Origin of the sequence: Enterobacter sp. RCC_40 (assembly GCF_041360735.1) — a bacterium.
GTDB classification, from domain to species: domain Bacteria; phylum Pseudomonadota; class Gammaproteobacteria; order Enterobacterales; family Enterobacteriaceae; genus Enterobacter; species Enterobacter ludwigii.
On record NZ_JBFUPR010000001.1, the window covers coordinates 643703 to 659547 of the forward strand.

General features: G+C 49.6%; 11 protein-coding genes. 7 read left to right on the plus strand and 4 right to left on the minus strand.

Annotated elements, in window-relative coordinates; all coding sequences use genetic code 11:
* Positions 1 to 70 precede the first annotated feature (70 nt).
* Complete coding sequence (locus tag AB6731_RS03020; protein ID WP_032678410.1) at positions 71 to 1258, plus strand: MFS transporter; 1188 nt, start codon at positions 71 to 73, stop codon at positions 1256 to 1258.
* Between the two features lie 70 nt (positions 1259 to 1328).
* Here the strand turns inward: AB6731_RS03020 and gap are convergent, their stop codons facing one another.
* The gene (gene gap, locus AB6731_RS03025) at positions 1329 to 2339 is read right to left on the minus strand and encodes a type I glyceraldehyde-3-phosphate dehydrogenase (protein ID WP_371005869.1); all 1011 of its coding nucleotides are present in this window, start codon (positions 2337 to 2339) and stop codon (positions 1329 to 1331) included.
* Between the two features lie 78 nt (positions 2340 to 2417).
* A complete protein-coding gene (locus AB6731_RS03030; RefSeq protein WP_014170563.1) occupies positions 2418 to 3398 on the minus strand; it encodes a GlxA family transcriptional regulator in 981 nt (326 codons plus the stop codon).
* 165 nt (positions 3399 to 3563) lie between these two features.
* Between AB6731_RS03030 and AB6731_RS03035 the strand changes: the two genes are divergently transcribed.
* The 4 genes from AB6731_RS03035 to rdrB all read left to right on the plus strand — a co-directional run bounded on the left by AB6731_RS03035 (position 3564) and on the right by rdrB (position 10541).
* Positions 3564 to 4535 (plus strand): fatty acid desaturase, encoded by a 972-nt coding sequence (locus tag AB6731_RS03035; protein WP_371005870.1) that lies wholly within the window; start codon positions 3564 to 3566, stop codon positions 4533 to 4535.
* On the plus strand, positions 4528 to 5319 hold the full coding sequence (locus AB6731_RS03040; RefSeq protein ID WP_113655990.1) for a phosphate/phosphite/phosphonate ABC transporter substrate-binding protein: 792 nt from the start codon (positions 4528 to 4530) through the stop codon (positions 5317 to 5319). The genes AB6731_RS03035 and AB6731_RS03040 overlap by 8 nt, the downstream gene beginning before the upstream one ends.
* A 132-nt stretch (positions 5320 to 5451) precedes the next feature.
* Positions 5452 to 7989 carry an antiviral RADAR system adenosine triphosphatase RdrA gene (gene rdrA, locus AB6731_RS03045; RefSeq protein ID WP_113655989.1) on the plus strand — a complete coding sequence of 846 codons (2538 nt, stop codon included), beginning with the start codon at positions 5452 to 5454 and terminating at the stop codon, positions 7987 to 7989.
* An 8-nt stretch (positions 7990 to 7997) separates the two neighbouring features.
* On the plus strand, positions 7998 to 10541 hold the full coding sequence (gene rdrB, locus AB6731_RS03050; RefSeq protein ID WP_113655988.1) for an antiviral RADAR system adenosine deaminase RdrB: 2544 nt from the start codon (positions 7998 to 8000) through the stop codon (positions 10539 to 10541).
* A 56-nt stretch (positions 10542 to 10597) separates the two neighbouring features.
* Here rdrB and AB6731_RS03055 read toward each other — a convergent pair whose 3' ends face one another.
* On the minus strand, positions 10598 to 11503 hold the full coding sequence (locus AB6731_RS03055) for a LysR family transcriptional regulator (protein WP_113655987.1): 906 nt from the start codon (positions 11501 to 11503) through the stop codon (positions 10598 to 10600).
* 23 nt (positions 11504 to 11526) lie between these two features.
* Positions 11527 to 13815 (minus strand): FdhF/YdeP family oxidoreductase, encoded by a 2289-nt coding sequence (locus AB6731_RS03060; RefSeq protein ID WP_183516249.1) that lies wholly within the window; start codon positions 13813 to 13815, stop codon positions 11527 to 11529.
* 1002 nt (positions 13816 to 14817) lie between these two features.
* Here AB6731_RS03060 and AB6731_RS03065 point away from each other — a divergent pair.
* A complete protein-coding gene (locus tag AB6731_RS03065) occupies positions 14818 to 15312 on the plus strand; it encodes a hypothetical protein (protein WP_014170557.1) in 495 nt (164 codons plus the stop codon).
* Between the two features lie 23 nt (positions 15313 to 15335).
* Positions 15336 to 15839, plus strand: a complete 504-nt coding sequence (tssJ, locus tag AB6731_RS03070; RefSeq protein ID WP_014170556.1) for a type VI secretion system lipoprotein TssJ — start codon at positions 15336 to 15338, stop codon at positions 15837 to 15839.
* Positions 15840 to 15845 lie beyond the last annotated feature (6 nt).

Consider the following 15845-nt stretch of genomic DNA (forward strand, 5'->3'; position numbering starts at 1 on the left):
TAGATCGTCCAGGGTGAACCCACTATGCTTTTGCGACAGTTGTCACATTTTTATTACGGGAGAACAACAGATGAATTCATGTGTCGTGGCGAGAGAGGCGGTCACGCCTGCAAAACCCGCCTGGCGAGCCGTCTACTCACTGGGGCTTGGCGTATTCGGCCTGATCACAGCAGAATTCCTGCCCGCCAGTTTGCTGACGCCGATGGCCGCGAGCCTGGGGGTGTCCGAGGGGATGGCCGGACAAGCGGTGACGGCCACGGCGCTGGTGGCGCTGGTCACCGGGTTGCTCATCACGCCGGCCACCAAAAATATCGACCGTCGCTGGGTATTGATGTTCTTCTCGGTGCTGCAGATCATCTCCAGCCTGCTGGTGGCTTTTGCGCCCACGCTGCACGTCCTGCTGATGGGCCGGCTGTTGCTGGGTGTGGCGATCGGGGGATTCTGGGCGATGTCGACCGCCACGGCGATGCGCCTGGTGCCTGCCGATAAAGTGCCGAAAGCGCTGGCGGTGATATTCTCCAGCGTCTCGATTGCGACGGTGGTGGCGGCGCCGCTGGGAAGCTATCTGGGTAGCCTGATTGGCTGGCGTAACGTCTTTATTCTCTGCATTCTGCCGAGCATGCTGGCGCTGCTGTGGCAGCTCTGGGTACTGCCGTCCATGAAGCCGGAAAGCAGCGGTAGCCTGAGTACGCTGTTCCGCGTGCTGCGTCGTCCGGGGATGATTGGCGGCATGCTGGCGACCATTCTTATCTTCAGCGGCCACTTTGCCTTCTTTACCTACCTGCGTCCGTTCCTTGAAACGGTGGGGCAGGCGAGCGTGGAGAGCATCTCGCTGATCCTGCTGGGCTTTGGGATTGCCAACTTCATCGGCACCTCCGTCGCCGGGCATCTGCTGGCGCGTAACCTGCGCCTGACGCTGGCACTGGTACCGTTCGCGATGGGCGTGCTTGCTCTCACCATGGTGGCGTTTGGTCATCTGGCGATGCTGGACGGGTTACTGGTCGCGCTGTGGGGCTTTGCGTTTGGTCTGGTACCGGTGGGCTGGTCAACGTGGCTTGCCACCACCGTGCCGGATGAAGCCGAAAGTGCGGGTGGTTTGCTGGTGGCCTCTATCCAGCTGGCGATAAGCGCCGGTGCGGCAGTGGGTGGTGCTGTATTCGACCTCAACGGTGCCAGCGGCGTCTTCGCGGGCAGCGGTTTCCTGCTGGTGACAGCCATGGTAATTGTGTTTATGGGCGTGAAAGTCAAAGCAGAGTGACGAACGCGTGCCCGGTCAGCGAAAGGCTACCGGGCAGCGACACCCACTCAGAGTGGGAACGGGGGGAAGGTTACAACCCTTTCTTATCCATCAGCACCGCCAGATCCACCAGACGGTTTGAGAATCCCCATTCGTTGTCATACCACGCCAGGATCTTCACCATTTTGCCGCCAATCACGAGGGTGGAGAGCCCGTCGATAATTGACGAGCGCGGGTCGCCCTGATAATCACTGGAAACCAGCGGTTCATCGCTGTAACCCAGAATGCCTTTCAGGGGGCCACTGGCAGCGGCTTTCCGGAAGGCGTCATTCACCTCCTCGGCGGTAACGTCACGGCCCAGGGTTACCGTCAAATCCACAATCGACACCACCGGAACCGGCACGCGCAGGGAATACCCGGTCAGTTTACCGTCAAGTGAGGGGATCACTTTCCCCAGCGCTTTCGCCGCACCGCTGGAGTAAGGCACAATCGACAGGGCTGCCGCACGTGCACCGCGCAGATCCTTCTCTGGCTGATCGTGCAGTGCCTGACTGTTGGTATAAGCGTGCGTGGTGTTCATCAGGCCATGCTCAATCCCGAACTGCTGATGCAAAACCTGAGCGGCGGGGGCCAGGCCATTGGTCGTACAACTGCCGTTACTCACTACGTAATGCTGAGCCGGATCGTACTGTTCATGGTTGACACCCATGACCACCGTCAGGTCATCGTTTTTGCCGGGGGCGGAGATGATGACGCGCTTAGCCCCACCGTGCGTGATATGCACGGCTGCTTTTTCCCGCTCCGTAAAGAAGCCAGTGGCTTCAATAACCACGTCAACGCCGGCGTCACGCCACGCGATATTCGCCGGATCGCGTTCGCTAAAGACGACAATCCGCTGGCCATCGACCTGCAGTGCCCCGTCCGCGGCTTCAACGGGAGCCGGCAGCATGCCGAGAAGGGAATCATGTTTGAGCAGATGGGCGAGGGTTTTGCTGTCCGTCAGATCGTTAATTGCCACAATCTGCACATCCGGGTTACCCAGCGCCGCGCGCAGGAAATTACGTCCGATACGGCCGAAACCGTTAATGCCGACCTTAACCATAGTGCACTCCTTATCTCTGTTGTCTGGAGTCACTGTAGGCGTCAGGCCGGATGGCGTAAACGACAAAAAAGGATCACATTATGCCATTTTGCGACAGTGGAAGCGCTGACGATACTCGCCAGGCGTGAGGTGGAGTTGTTTCTCAAAGACGCGACGCAAATTGATGCTGCTGCCAAACCCGCTCTGCTCAGCAATGCGTTCGAGAGGGTCGCTGGTCTGTTCAAGCAGTTGCCGGGCGGCGGCAAGGCGTGCTTCGGTGACATAACGCGCCGGAGAGGCGCCTGTTTCACGGGTGAACACGCGGGTGAAATTGCGCGGGCTCATCGCCGCTTTTTGCGCCAGATTTTCCACGCACAGGTCAGCGGTCAGGTTCTCCAGGATCCAGGTTTGTAGGTCGCTTATCGGGCCGGAGGTGCCGGGCTGCTGAAGATTATAGCGACTGAACTGCAGCTGCCCGCCGGGGCGGCGCAGATACATCACCATATCCTGCGCCACCTCGCGAGCGAGGGTAAAACCGTAATCGTCTTCCACCAGCGCCAGGGTCAAATCAAACCCGGAGCTAACCCCACCGGAGGTCCAGATGGGACCGTCCTGAATATACAGCGGGCCACCTTCCACATGGATGGCCGGGTACTGGGTTTGCAGGGTCTCCAGCAGCCGCCAGTGGGTGGTCGCCCGGCGTCCATCAAGCAGGCCGGTCTGGGCCAGCAGCATCGCGCCGCCGCAAATGGAGGCTATCCGCCGCGCGTGTGGCGCAGCGAGATGCAGCCAGTCCACCACCGCCGTGCTCTCCTGCTCGTTCATTCCGCGGCCGGTGATAATAATCGTATCAAGCGGTTCACGCGGATCCAGCTCCGGCAGGCGATAATCCGCCAGCAGATTCAGGCCGGACTGGCCGTGGATCACCTGGTGAGGCTGGGTGGTGGCGATGATAATGCGGTAACAGGGATGGGCTAGGCCTTCCGGATGCAGCCGGTTCGCCTGCATCAGAATGTCTGCGATACCGGCGGCTTCAAACAGCATGCCGCCGTCAGGGACGATAATCAGGATCTTCTTCATGTCCTGAAAAGTACCTTTATTGCAAAATAAGTCAAGTTGCGAACGAGAGGGAGATCTCGCGCTGCCCGCGTTTCTGGCAAAGCAAAGCGATATAAGTTCTTTGTTATTTCAGGCGTTTTCCCCGATCGTCAGGGCATTCTCTCTGGCGAAACGGCGTCTGAAGGCATGGGTAAACGAAGCTCCCTCTATTTACATCCGCAACAACGCGATCAAATTCACCACCTCGCCTCGGGGTTTTTGTGGCGAAGCGAACTGCCCACGTGGATCGTCATCATCACCCTTTACAGTGGCTGGTTTGCCACGCTGGCGTACTGGAAAACGCTGGGATTGCTGCCCGCTACGCTGCTGCTCATCGGATTTACCACCTGGTATATGTCACTCCAGCATGAACTGATCCACGGCCATCCCACACGCTTTGCCTGGCTTAACGCGCTGTTTGGCACGCTTCCGCTGGCGGTGTGGTATCCGTATGGTCTGTACCGGGACTCTCATCTTGCCCATCATCGCCACGATAGCCTGACGATCCCGGTGGATGACCCGGAGTCGTACTATTTTACCGAGGAGAGCTGGGCACGCTTTTCGCCCTGGCACAAGCGCGTGATCCATGCACGGAATACCTTCTGCGGCCGGCTGTTGCTGGCACCGCTGCTGGATATTCTGCAGACCCTAGCCAGCGCCGTGACGGCGTTTCGCCATCTTCACCTGCGCGCAATGGCAATGTGGCTCGTCCACGCGTCGCTGCTGGCAGCGCTGTTTGCCTGGATGATGCACAACGGTTTCTCGCCCGTCTGGTTTGTGCTGGCGGTAAGTTATCCGGCGCTGGCGCTGACTAAAGTGCGCTCCTTTTATGAACATCGAGCGGCGGATGATCCGCTGGCGCGTTCTGTCATCAACGAAGCAGGGCTGTTCTGGCGGGTGCTGTTTTTGAATCTCAACTACCATTCCATTCACCACGATTTACCGGGCGTTCCCTGGTATGGGTTACAGACAATCTACCACCAAAACCACGAAGCGTACCGGCAGCGTAACCATGGCTTTGTGGTCAGGGGCTACGGCGAATGGCTACGCCAGTTCTTGACCCGGCCAGTGGCGGTCACCGCTCATCCCGGAAAACAACAAGAGGAAGGATATGAATAACCTGCTGGCGTTTCCCATGTATGCCGTGGATCGCGCCGACACTCGCGCGCTCTGGCTGGCGGTGCAACAACTTCTGGTCGACCGGGGCGTGTACGTCGAGCGTGTCCCCGGCTGGCCGGAATCGGACCTGCTGATCCACTGGCAGCAGCCAGAGCTTATTCTCAGCCAGACCTGCGGCTACCCGCTGGTCACGCAGCTCCCGGAGGTGCAGGTGGTGGGCTGTTTTCACTACACGGCAGCGGGATGCGAAGGGAGTCACTACCGCAGTTTTCTGGTGACGCGTGCGGAGGAGCGGCATCTTACGCTGGCGGATTTCCGCGGACGTCGGGCTGTGTGTAATTCTCCTGACTCGCAGTCCGGCTATCACGCGCTGCGAAAAAAAGTGGCACCGTGGGTGACCAGCGCCTCTTTCTTTTCGCAAACGTCATTCAGTGGCAGCCACCGTCAGTCGCTGATTGACGTCAAACGCGGGAAGGGGCATATCGCCGCTATCGACTGTGTCACCTGGGCACTGCTGCAGCGTCATGAGCCGGAAACGTTGGCGGGTCTGACGTTGATTGACCAAACTCCGCTGACGCCGGGCCTGCCCCTGATCTCCGCAGGCGCTACTTCACCCACGACGCTCAATGCCATCCGCGATGCACTGACGACGCTGGTCAGCGCAGCGGAATACCGTGCCGTTTGCGAGGCGGTACTCATTAACGGTTTCAGCGTGGTTGAGAGGCAGGGCTATTCTCAGTTGCTGAACAACGTCGTTCCCGAAGCGTTCCTACATTACATATAGGCTTATGAGGTGTATCTCTCCATTTTGTAAATAAGAATTGTCTTTAAAAGTAGTCATGGGCGTAAGTAATTGATAAGATAAAGTTGCAATAAAAACCATTCTAATGTTGATTATTATATTTTGTGAGGGACTATGCCAAGCAGTATTATACTTAATCTTGATGCACCTGAATATAAAGATGACTTTCACTCAGCAGATGAGAACAATGAGCAAAGTGAACTATGGCAACAAGATGCTAACATTCGATTGATTTCTTTATTAGATAAAATGGGTAGAGAGGCTAGAAAATATAAAAAAGAGCATGAATCGAGATGTACGCAATATCCCAGTAAACTGCATAGCTATCATCATGCAATTTTCGTTAGTGGAGCCAGAGGAACCGGTAAAACTGTATTTTTACGTAATGCACAAGCAATCTGGTCTAAAAAGGGGAAAAGTCAAAATGATACCCCTAACCTTCACTTTATAGATGTTATCGATCCTACTCTGTTAAACATTGGTGACAGATTTTCTGAGGTCATTATCGCTTCGGTCTATGCTTCTGTAGAAAAAGTATTAAGGAGGCCTGAAAGTAATCAATTACATAAAGATAATTTCTTTGAAGCTTTAAAAAAACTCTCTGGTTCACTTGGGGAATCAGCAGAGCTAAATGAATTAAGAGGAATAGATAGGATTCAGAAATACCGCTCTGGAATACATATTGAACGCTATTTTCATGAGTTTTTAATTGCAAGCGTAAATTTATTAAATTGTGATGCATTGGTATTGCCGGTCGACGACGTTGATATGAAAATTGATAACGCATTCGGTGTTCTTGATGATATCAGATGCTTATTGTCTTGCCCATTAATACTTCCTCTGGTGAGTGGTGATGATGAATTATATAGACATATTACCACAATGCAATTTGAAAATGCCTTAGCAGCAGGAAGAATGTCAACGAGAGTTAAAAATGCCGCAGAGCAACTTTCTTCAGCCTATCTGACCAAAGTTTTTCCATTCCACGATCGCTTGCCATTGCTGCCGGTTCAGCAACTCCTGCCAAATTTAGTGATAAAATATGGAATGCAGCAGATAAGCTATCCGGGTTATGAAAAACTGATCAAAAGTGTATTTTATCCACTTTGCAACGGTAACGAACGTAGTACCATTTGGCCGCAGCCCGATAGCGCACGTACCGTTTCGCAACTTGTCAGATTACTCCCTCCTGAAGAACTTTATTCGAGTAAGGAAAAATCAGAATCTCTGTGGAGTAACTTCTTTGTCTGGGCTGAAGATCGTCGAGATGGCATTGCAATCACTAATGCTGAATCGTATCTGAAAATTATGGAAATGTCCTCAGCCAGTCAGCTAGATTTTCACAATTTATCGGCGTTTAATCCATTATTACAAAAAGAACGATATACCTGGGCCGATAAGGATTTTTATTCTCAGCAGTATGCCAAAATAAAAGAGCTACGGGCCCATGATACAAACTTTGAAATTTTAGAAACAGTTTTCCCTCAGGCAATGGTAGGTGCTTCTTCAGAGGAAACTAATATCCTGAGGAGTATGCCAGAGTTAGAGTTTATAATGGAACCAATGTTTATTAGTAAAACGACGGCTGAAAATAAACATGGTAATAAGGAATTACTCGCAATTTATACGCATAGGGATTACTATAGTCAGCAACAAAATCGAAGGTATCATATATTTTTTAGTCGTGCTTTTGAATTATTATCATGGTCCATGTTAGCTATTACAAATAACTTACCTGACGTTTTTCTTGAAGAAGGGAAATTCAAGGAGAGTTTTATGTCAATTTTTTCAAAAGCGCCTTTTTATTCAATTTTTGCTGTTAATCCAACAAAAGTTATTACTGAAGATAGCAGTGAAAGTGGAACGGATGATAATTTGGTTGAGTATGATGAAACTGTTTCTAAATTTGCCAGTGAATTATATGAATGGTTTAATGATAATCGGTTGCCTTCACTTCAGGGTCTTAATTTAATACCACTAATCAGTATGGTGTTCAATAAGGTATTCTCACAGCTTAATGTGCTAAAGTTAAACTTGTTGGATAAGAAAAAGATTAAGGATGAACATCTTTCTGATTTGGCTCGTAGATTCCAGTATATTTATATTAATGCACTAACAACCTTCCTAAAAGAAGGTTTAATCATTAATGCTAACGTCGCGACGGGTGCCCGTTCTGATGTTGTGAGAAAATTCTCGGAATTTTCTAAAGCTGATCGAACGTTGTTCAGAAACATATCTGGAGTAGTTTCAGCTAGTGGGAATACAGCCCTTACTATCAAACTATTAACTGATTCTGATTATGCAAAATTAATACAAGCGATGTGGTGCAACCCGATATTTTTTTCTTCGGATGTTAATGAATACCCTATCGGTGATACTATTTTTGAGGGGGATGCGAGTCATAGTTTAAAGAATGATTTTTTATCTGCGACATCTTTTGAAGAAATTAGAATTCTGTATGGAATGGATTCAGGGAATGAAAGTATTATAACTGCTGAAGTGGTTGAGTGGGCCAGGGATAAAATAGATATTGCCAATGTAATCTTAGATAAAATAATGAGCAGTTCAAAAATGAAATCAAAGATTCAAGGTAATAATTTTATTGCCAGAATGTACAATGGTCTTACATTTGCAATTGAACATTACCGTTAGGGGATAATATGTTTAATCAAGATCCTTATTGGTTGATCCCTGTGACGACATTGTCTTCAGATCGCCTTTTTTATCACCATTTGATGAATCATGCAAATCAACATTCAACTTATACAAATGGTCAACAAAATGAGAACACTATACTTGCTTCAGCCGCACGTGATTATCAACATTATCATGGAGGGCGGCTTCGAAACGAAGACATTGTCAACAATATTAACCATTGGTGCTATAAAGAGTCACATATCAATGTGTTAGATATTCTTACAGAATTGGCCAACCATTTTTTACTGTGGCAGGGAGATTGTTTTGAAGTTAAGGGAGAACGACTCGAATCATGGTTGATGATCTGTTCTTTACTGGATCCAGCCTGGATAATATCCACCGCGTATACTCAATTAGTAAAACAGAAAGTTCTATCAGAGGATGATCTGATATCACTACTGACGGGAAGACAATGTCCTTTTGCTTTTCCAGGAGAAAGGAACGATACTGTTTATGCCGATAATCACGTTCATTTTAATGGGCATGGATATACCTCATTATCAATGCTCAGTTTCATAGATGGTGATTTCAAACTTAATAAAAAAATTAAATGGCCGAGAAGAGAAGAGTATACTCTTTTTGAAAGTGGACTTTTAAATAAACAAAAAATCCCAGATTATTTGTCTGGTTATGTATCCTGCATTATTAAGTTTTTATCTCATTCTGATAAGAATAAAGCTATAGAATATAGAGTGCTAGAAGATGCTTTACATGGTTCTTCTAATAATGAAGATGTGTGGAATATACAGCAAGTTAAACAATTTCTGCCTTTTGTGACTATGCAGCAAAGGTTGTTACATGCATCTGTTAACGAGCGTTTTCGTGGGCATCACCGCTGGTTACTATTTTGTATTGCCGTTCTGACTGATACTCACAATACAGACTATCGGAATTGTTTAATGAATTTCGTTCGCTGCAGCAATGTCTTGCGAAATTATATGGTTGTATCTTCTGTTGGATTAGGGCAATTTGTAGAGTATTTTACCTCAGGTGTCAGACGAGCAGATAAAAAATATTTTGAAAGCGAAGGGATGAAGTATGATTTTCTTGAAGGGGTTTGTCGAGAATATCGTGTATCCCCTGATTACGTTCTTGGTAAAAATAAGCCTAATATTTACCATAATAAAATCATGGACTTCTATGCCAGGCATGAAAAAGAAAACATTCTCGAAAAATCGCATTTAGTTGTTCATTTTACTCGTGGTTACCCCGATAAAAAACGACCAAACGACAAAAGATTAGAAAGTTATAGGGCTAATCTTTTGAGCCAAGTGCGTGGTCTTGAAATGTTTAATTCTTCTGTGACTTTGCAGGAAGAGGCATACAAAAGTAATATTGGCGATATGCCCCAAACAGTAGATGTCAGGCGCTTAGTCCGGGGATATGATGTAGCGGGAAATGAAAATGAATTACCAATAGAGGTATTTTCCCCAATACTTAGAGTGCTTAGGGCAGGAAAACATCCAAAAGGACTTTCATTATCAACACGACTCCAGCGTCCCTTTATTACAGTACATGCCGGTGAGGATTATAGTCACTTGCTAAGCGGACTTAGGGCTTTGGATGAAGCCGTCGAATATTGTTTACTAAGCGTAGGTGATCGGTTAGGGCATGGCCTTGCGCTTGGTGTTAAACCAGCGAGTTGGGCAAAACGTCAACGGCGAGCTTATTTGACAGCGGGACAACACCTCGATAATTTAGTATGGGCTTATCATCAAGCTGTTCAGCTTTCACAACTTACGGTTGAGCATATTCCTGTGATGCATGAGTTACGTGATAAAATTCACTACTGGTCGCATCGACTTTACAACGCCGTTTCGACACCTGGCTTGTTATATCAGGCGTGGCTATTAAGACGAAACTGGCCCGATTTCAAGACGATGCAACCTGAACTTGCTAATTTTTATGAGTGGGTGCCCGATGCAGATTTGTTAATGAATGATGATGATCATAAAGATTTGAGTCCGAAAACGCTTTGGCAACGGTATCTTGATAGTGGTCTCGAAGAGAATAATCCTTTTAATCATATAATATCAGTAAATTGTCAGCCAGATGGTGGTGATAAATTCGCTGGTGGACGTTCCGACACTGATGTCATTTCTTGTGGAGAATTACGATTATATGAGGCTATTCAGGATTTCTTGATGGAAAAATATTCAAGAAAAGGGTTGGTGATTGAAGCTTGCCCGACATCCAACATATATATTGGGCGGTTCGAAAAATATCAGGAGCATCCTTTATTTCGCTGGAATCCACCCAACCCGGATTGGCTAAAACCCGGTGAGCAATGCAATCGTTTTGGGTTAAGAAGCGGTCCATTAGCGGTGTGCATAAATACTGACGATAGTGCGCTCATGCCAACCACAATCGCAAATGAGCATCGCTTAATGAGAGAGACAGCCATCCAAAGTTTTGGTATTGGATCATGGATGGCTGACATGTGGATAGATGCTATTCGAAGGAAAGGAATTGATATATTTAACAAAAACCATATGAATCAATATTGAAAACCATTGTGGTATATAATTAACTTTAAGGAGAGATATGCTATTAATGTTTCTCCTTAGCAACAATTGCCTTCATGAACAGGGCTATAAATCGCCTGCGCATCGGTAAAACAGCGCAGCGCGAGTGAGGAGAGGGGTTTCTGCTTGCGCATTATCAGGCCAATGGGCGCCTCAATATTCGCGTCGGCGATGGGGACAATCCTGAAATGGCTGTTCAGCGTCTCAAGCCCGTTGTTCAGCGGCATCACGGCACAGCACACGCCGCTTTGTACCGCCTGAATGATCTGGAAAGTGGAATCGCTTTCGAAGACAGACTCGGGATTAATGCCGGCAGATTTAAAGCTCACCTCCATATGCTCGCGATAATGCATCCCCTTGGTCAGAAACCCCAGCGGAAATGCCATCAGTTCCTGCCAGGTCAGCGTCTCCTGATCCAGCTGGAAATGGCGGATATCGTGCAGCAATCCCATTTCGGTTTTTGGCAGCTGGATAATATCAAACGGACGGGTGTCGATGCTGTTCAGGTAGCAAATCCCCAGTTCAAGCTGATTCCGGCTGACGCCGTCGGCAATTTGTTGCGAGGACATTGAGTAGAGGCTGTAGGTCAGCTCCGGGTATTTTTGCGTCAGCTGGCGGATAAAGATCATCGGATCCACGCTGGCCAGCGGCACCATTCCCAGACGCAATTCACCCACCACTTGCCCTTTGCACAGCGAGGCTTCGGCCTGCAGGCCGTCGTGAGCGGCCAGCACCGCGCGCGCCCATGCCAGAATGCGTTCGCCTTCGGGCGTAAAGCCTTCAAAACGTTGCCCGCGAGTAATCAGCACCAGGCCCAGCTCCTCTTCCAGGCTGCGAATACGCATGGAGAGGGTCGGCTGGGTGATGTTGCACTGCGAGGCTGCTTTACCAAAATGCCGGGTCTGATCGAGTGCGATTAAGTACTTTAACTGTTTTATATCCATCGTATTTCTCTGCGTTGAAAGCCTTACAGCACGCGGATCTCTTTCGAACGCAGGATGAGGCGGACCGGAACCGATTTATAAGACGGCGTACCGCTGTCCTTATCCAGATAATCAAGCGGAACCAGTACGTTGGCCTCCGGGTAGTAAGCTCCGACGGAACCCGGCGCAATGCTGTAGGCCACAACGGTAATGTCTTCCAGACGCTGAACGCTCCCCGGCAGGGCGGTTTCGATATCCACGCGATCGCCATGCTCCAGGCCTGACTGCGCCATATCGTCTTCATTCATAAACAGCACATCGCGACGGCCAAAGACGCCGCGGTAGCGGTCATCAAGGGCGTAAATGGTGGTGTTGTACTGGTCGTGGCTGCGCAGCGTGATCAGGCGCAGCACATTATCGCCTTCACCACTGGCGTTCTCATTGACGCCGTCGAAAACCGAAAACATCGCTTTGCCCGTCGCCGTTGGCCAGATACGTTCTGTGGGCGGCAGCGGCATGCGAAAACCACCAGGAATGCGGATCCGTTCATTGTAATTCTCGAAGCCCGGAATGGTCTGCTCAATCAGGTGGCGGATACGGTCATAATCCTCAACCAGCGTCATCCAGTCCACGCGGGTCTCCCGCAGGGTGGCTTGCGCCATTCCGGCGACAATGGCCGGCTCAGCGCGCAGGCGCGGAGAGGCGGGTTTCAGCTTGCCAGAAGAGGCATGCACCATCGACATCGAGTCTTCCACGGTAATAGACTGGCGTCCGGTGGCCTGGACATCCAGCTCGGTACGACCGAGGCACGGCAAAATAAAGGTCTCTTTACCCACCAGCAAATGGGTGCGGTTGAGCTTGGTACCGATGTGCACGCTCAGATCCAGCGTATTCATTGCCGGAAAACCGTTCTCGTGATCGGGCATCGCTACCGCAAAATTTCCCCCCAGACAGATCAGCGCTTTTGCACGTCCGTCGATCATGGCCTGCGTTGCCTGCACCGCATCATGGCCGTGGTGAGCAGGGGGCTCAAAACCGAATACCTCCTTCAGGCGGTTGAGAAATGCCGGTGTCGGTTTCTCGCTTATGCCCACGGTGCGGTTACCCTGAACGTTCGAGTGGCCGCGCAGTGGGCATATCCCCGCGCCGGGTTTGCCAATGTTACCGCGCAGCAGCAACAGATCAGCGATCAGGCGGACATTCGCGGTGCCTTTATTATGCTGGGTGATGCCCATCCCGTAGGTGATGATGGTGGCATTCGATTTTGCGTAGGCCTCGGCCACGGATTTGAGCGCTGCCCGGCTCAACCCGGATTCACGCTCAATGGCCTCCCAGTCGGTTTGCGCAATATCCGCAGTAAACGCCTCAACACCCAGGGTGTGTTCAGCAATAAAGGCGCGATCGAGCACGTTTCCGCGTTCGTTCTCCATCTCCAGCAGGTGTTTTGCGATCCCTTTTAACGCAGCGGCATCGCCCCCGGCTTTCACCTGGAAATAGGTGGAGGCGATATCGGTAGAGCTGTAGGTTGCCATCTCAATAACGCTTTGCGGATCCGCGAAACGTTCCAGCGCGCGCTCGCGCAGGGGATTAAAGACGATAATCGGTACGTTGCGGCGAGCCAGCTCATGCAGCGTGCCCATCATCCGCGGATGGTTGGTACCAGGGTTATGACCAATGGAGATAACCAGCTCCGTTTTATCGAAGTCATCAAGTGAGACGGTCCCTTTCCCGATACCAATGGAACGGGGTAAACCGACGCTGGTGGCTTCATGGCACATATTCGAGCAGTCGGGGAAGTTATTGGTACCGTACTCGCGGGCGAACAGCTGGAACAGATACGCTGCTTCGTTCGAGGCTCTGCCGGAGGTATAAAATTCGACCTGGTCAGGCTCAAGCCCGCGCAGCACCTCACCGATACGCTGGAAAGCGTCGTCCCATTCCACTGGCTGGAAGGTATCACTTGCCCGGTCATAGCGCAGAGGATGGGTGAGACGACCGTAACCTTCCAGCTCAAAGTCAGATTTAGCCAGCAGCGAGGACACGCTGTTTTTGGCGAGAAAATCCGTGGTGACGCGTTTATTGGTGGCTTCCCAGGTGACGGCTTTCGCCCCGTTCTCACAGAACTGGAACGTGGATTTGTGTTCTTTATCGGGCCACGCACAGCCAGGGCAGTCAAAACCGTCAGGCTGGTTTGTGCGCAGCAGAGTTGTGGGGGCATCCAGCGTATCCATTTGGGTACGTACCGCAATGGCCGTCGCCTTTAACGCCCCCCAGCCACCGGCTGGGCCGTCATAGTGCCTGATACCGGGAACTGAGCGTCTTTTCTTATTCATACCAACTCCTGACTTGTGCGGTCATAACATCACCTGCGCCCATAAACCACCGGGTTTGCCAATAAGCGAAAACAATGATGGCGTCTGTTACCAGAGGCCAGAGCAAAGTTAAATGCATTGAATTGAATGGCTATATTTTACAGTGGCTTACAAGCTAATCGGCGTAAACATTTAAAGAAATTATAACGAAATTTTATCATTTTTATAATAAATCTTATCTATCACCTGTTCACTCTGCGCTATGGCGAAAGCGAAGCGATGATGAAGTCAGCGTTAAATTTCAGATGAAGGTGGCTGAAGGGCAGGGCGACGAAGACCCCTGCAGACAGGAGGAATCGGTGCAAATTAATCGTCGCTTTAACCAGGAATATGTAGCTGTGCTTAATTGTTAATATCGGAAAATTACCAGATTAAATCCGAAAGGGAGATTAAAAGACAAACTTATTTTGAGGTGTAAAATTAACTTTTCTCAGTTTCCCTGAAACAATTTCATATATTGAGACAGGTCTGGCTGAAATTGAAAGTTACCTCGATAATGCAACAAATAATTCATATTGGATATATTTTCTTCGCCCCCCATAAAGCCAGATTCTACTAATTATGGTAGTAGCAGTAATAGGGTTATTGCGTTAATGAAAGTGATTCTCTTTTGTGTAATTTCATTTTAAATCATATGGATATGTGATTTTGGCTTGAGGGAAATAGACGATTTTAGCTAAATCGTATTTTTTTCTCAGATTAATCCTATAATGTCTCGAGTGCTTCATTAACCATCAGTTATGAAGCGGTAAATATTGAATTGGTGGCAAGCTCATGTAAACTTGCTTACCGTTTGTCAAAATATGTCAGGAAGACGCTGGGCCTTATTCTGAAGGGCTCGTGCGGTAGCTATGCCCTTAAATAGTAACGCCCCGAAAATATACTGACTATTTTAACAATAGCACCTAAGTCAAACTTCATCCCCTTTATCTCCATCATCGAAATATCGCTACGGAAAAGCATATGAAAATGCGCGTACTGTTTTCACTTCTGTTTGTAATGGCGGTGGCGGGCTGTAAAGCGCCGCAGAAACCTGTGATCAACGACGACACGATCGTGACCAGCCAGGTCAATGGCGTCACGTTAACCCACCGTCATGCTGTTTTACCTCCAGCAGAGTTTACTCAGCTCAATGAGCCGTATCGTGCCATGTATCCGGCCTCGCTGATGAGCCGTCCTGACTTCGGCGGAAAGGTTATCCGTACCCTGGAAACCGGTAAAACGTATGTGGTCCTGGGTCAGGTTGAGCACTACTGGATGGCGCTTGCCGATGAGGGAAATGATCAGCTGATTGGCTACGTCCCGATGCGTGCAGTGATCAAAGCCGATCAGTACGAAGCGACCGTCCGTAAGCAGGCCCAGCGTGCGAAAGTGCGTAAGAAGGCAACCTGTGTTGATGTGGACGGTAACAGCAAAGCCTGCAAAGACAGCGCTAACGGTACCTGGATCCTGAACTAAACCGCGTCCCTGAGCGTATTTTTATGAATAATAAAAATTTTCATTGGTTGTGGTCCGTCTTTTACGCGGCGATTTTCGCCCTTGTCAGTGGTTGTACGTCGTCTTCACACAGCGACCCTTCCCGCTACAATCTGCAGTTTCAGGCTCATCCACAAATCAATGAATCTGCGCCGCTAAAAGTCAGAGTGCTGTTGCTGAAATCCGATGCGGATTTCATGTCCAGCGACTTCTATTCCCTGCAGAACAACGCGTCAGCCACGCTTGGCGCGAATCTGCTGAACAGCGATGTTTTCTTCCTGATGCCGGGTCAGCTCTCGAAAACCCTGAGTGGACAGAGCTCTCCCGACGCCCGCTACATTGGTGTGATGGCGGAATATCAGATGCTGGATGGCAAGAAATGGCGCGTTTCACTCCCTCTGCCTGTGCCAGGCGAAAACCATATCTACCAGTTCTGGAAATGGTCAGCGGATGAACTCCAGGCCAACGTGTTTCTCGACGTGAATGGCATCCGGGTCATCAGCCAGTAACGCGCT

Excerpts from the sequence above, each read along its gene's own strand:
- AB6731_RS03020 (WP_032678410.1), top strand. The coding sequence starts at position 71 with ATGAATTCATGTGTCGTGGCGAGAGAGGCGGTCACGCCTGCAAAACCC.
- gap (WP_371005869.1), bottom strand. The coding sequence starts at position 2,339 with ATGGTTAAGGTCGGCATTAACGGTTTCGGCCGTATCGGACGTAATTTC.
- AB6731_RS03030 (WP_014170563.1), bottom strand. The coding sequence starts at position 3,398 with ATGAAGAAGATCCTGATTATCGTCCCTGACGGCGGCATGCTGTTTGAA.
- AB6731_RS03035 (WP_371005870.1), top strand. The coding sequence starts at position 3,564 with ATGGGTAAACGAAGCTCCCTCTATTTACATCCGCAACAACGCGATCAA.
- AB6731_RS03040 (WP_113655990.1), top strand. The coding sequence starts at position 4,528 with ATGAATAACCTGCTGGCGTTTCCCATGTATGCCGTGGATCGCGCCGAC.
- rdrA (WP_113655989.1), top strand. The coding sequence starts at position 5,452 with ATGCCAAGCAGTATTATACTTAATCTTGATGCACCTGAATATAAAGAT.
- rdrB (WP_113655988.1), top strand. The coding sequence starts at position 7,998 with ATGTTTAATCAAGATCCTTATTGGTTGATCCCTGTGACGACATTGTCT.
- AB6731_RS03055 (WP_113655987.1), bottom strand. The coding sequence starts at position 11,503 with ATGGATATAAAACAGTTAAAGTACTTAATCGCACTCGATCAGACCCGG.
- AB6731_RS03060 (WP_183516249.1), bottom strand. The coding sequence starts at position 13,815 with ATGAATAAGAAAAGACGCTCAGTTCCCGGTATCAGGCACTATGACGGC.
- AB6731_RS03065 (WP_014170557.1), top strand. The coding sequence starts at position 14,818 with ATGAAAATGCGCGTACTGTTTTCACTTCTGTTTGTAATGGCGGTGGCG.
- tssJ (WP_014170556.1), top strand. The coding sequence starts at position 15,336 with ATGAATAATAAAAATTTTCATTGGTTGTGGTCCGTCTTTTACGCGGCG.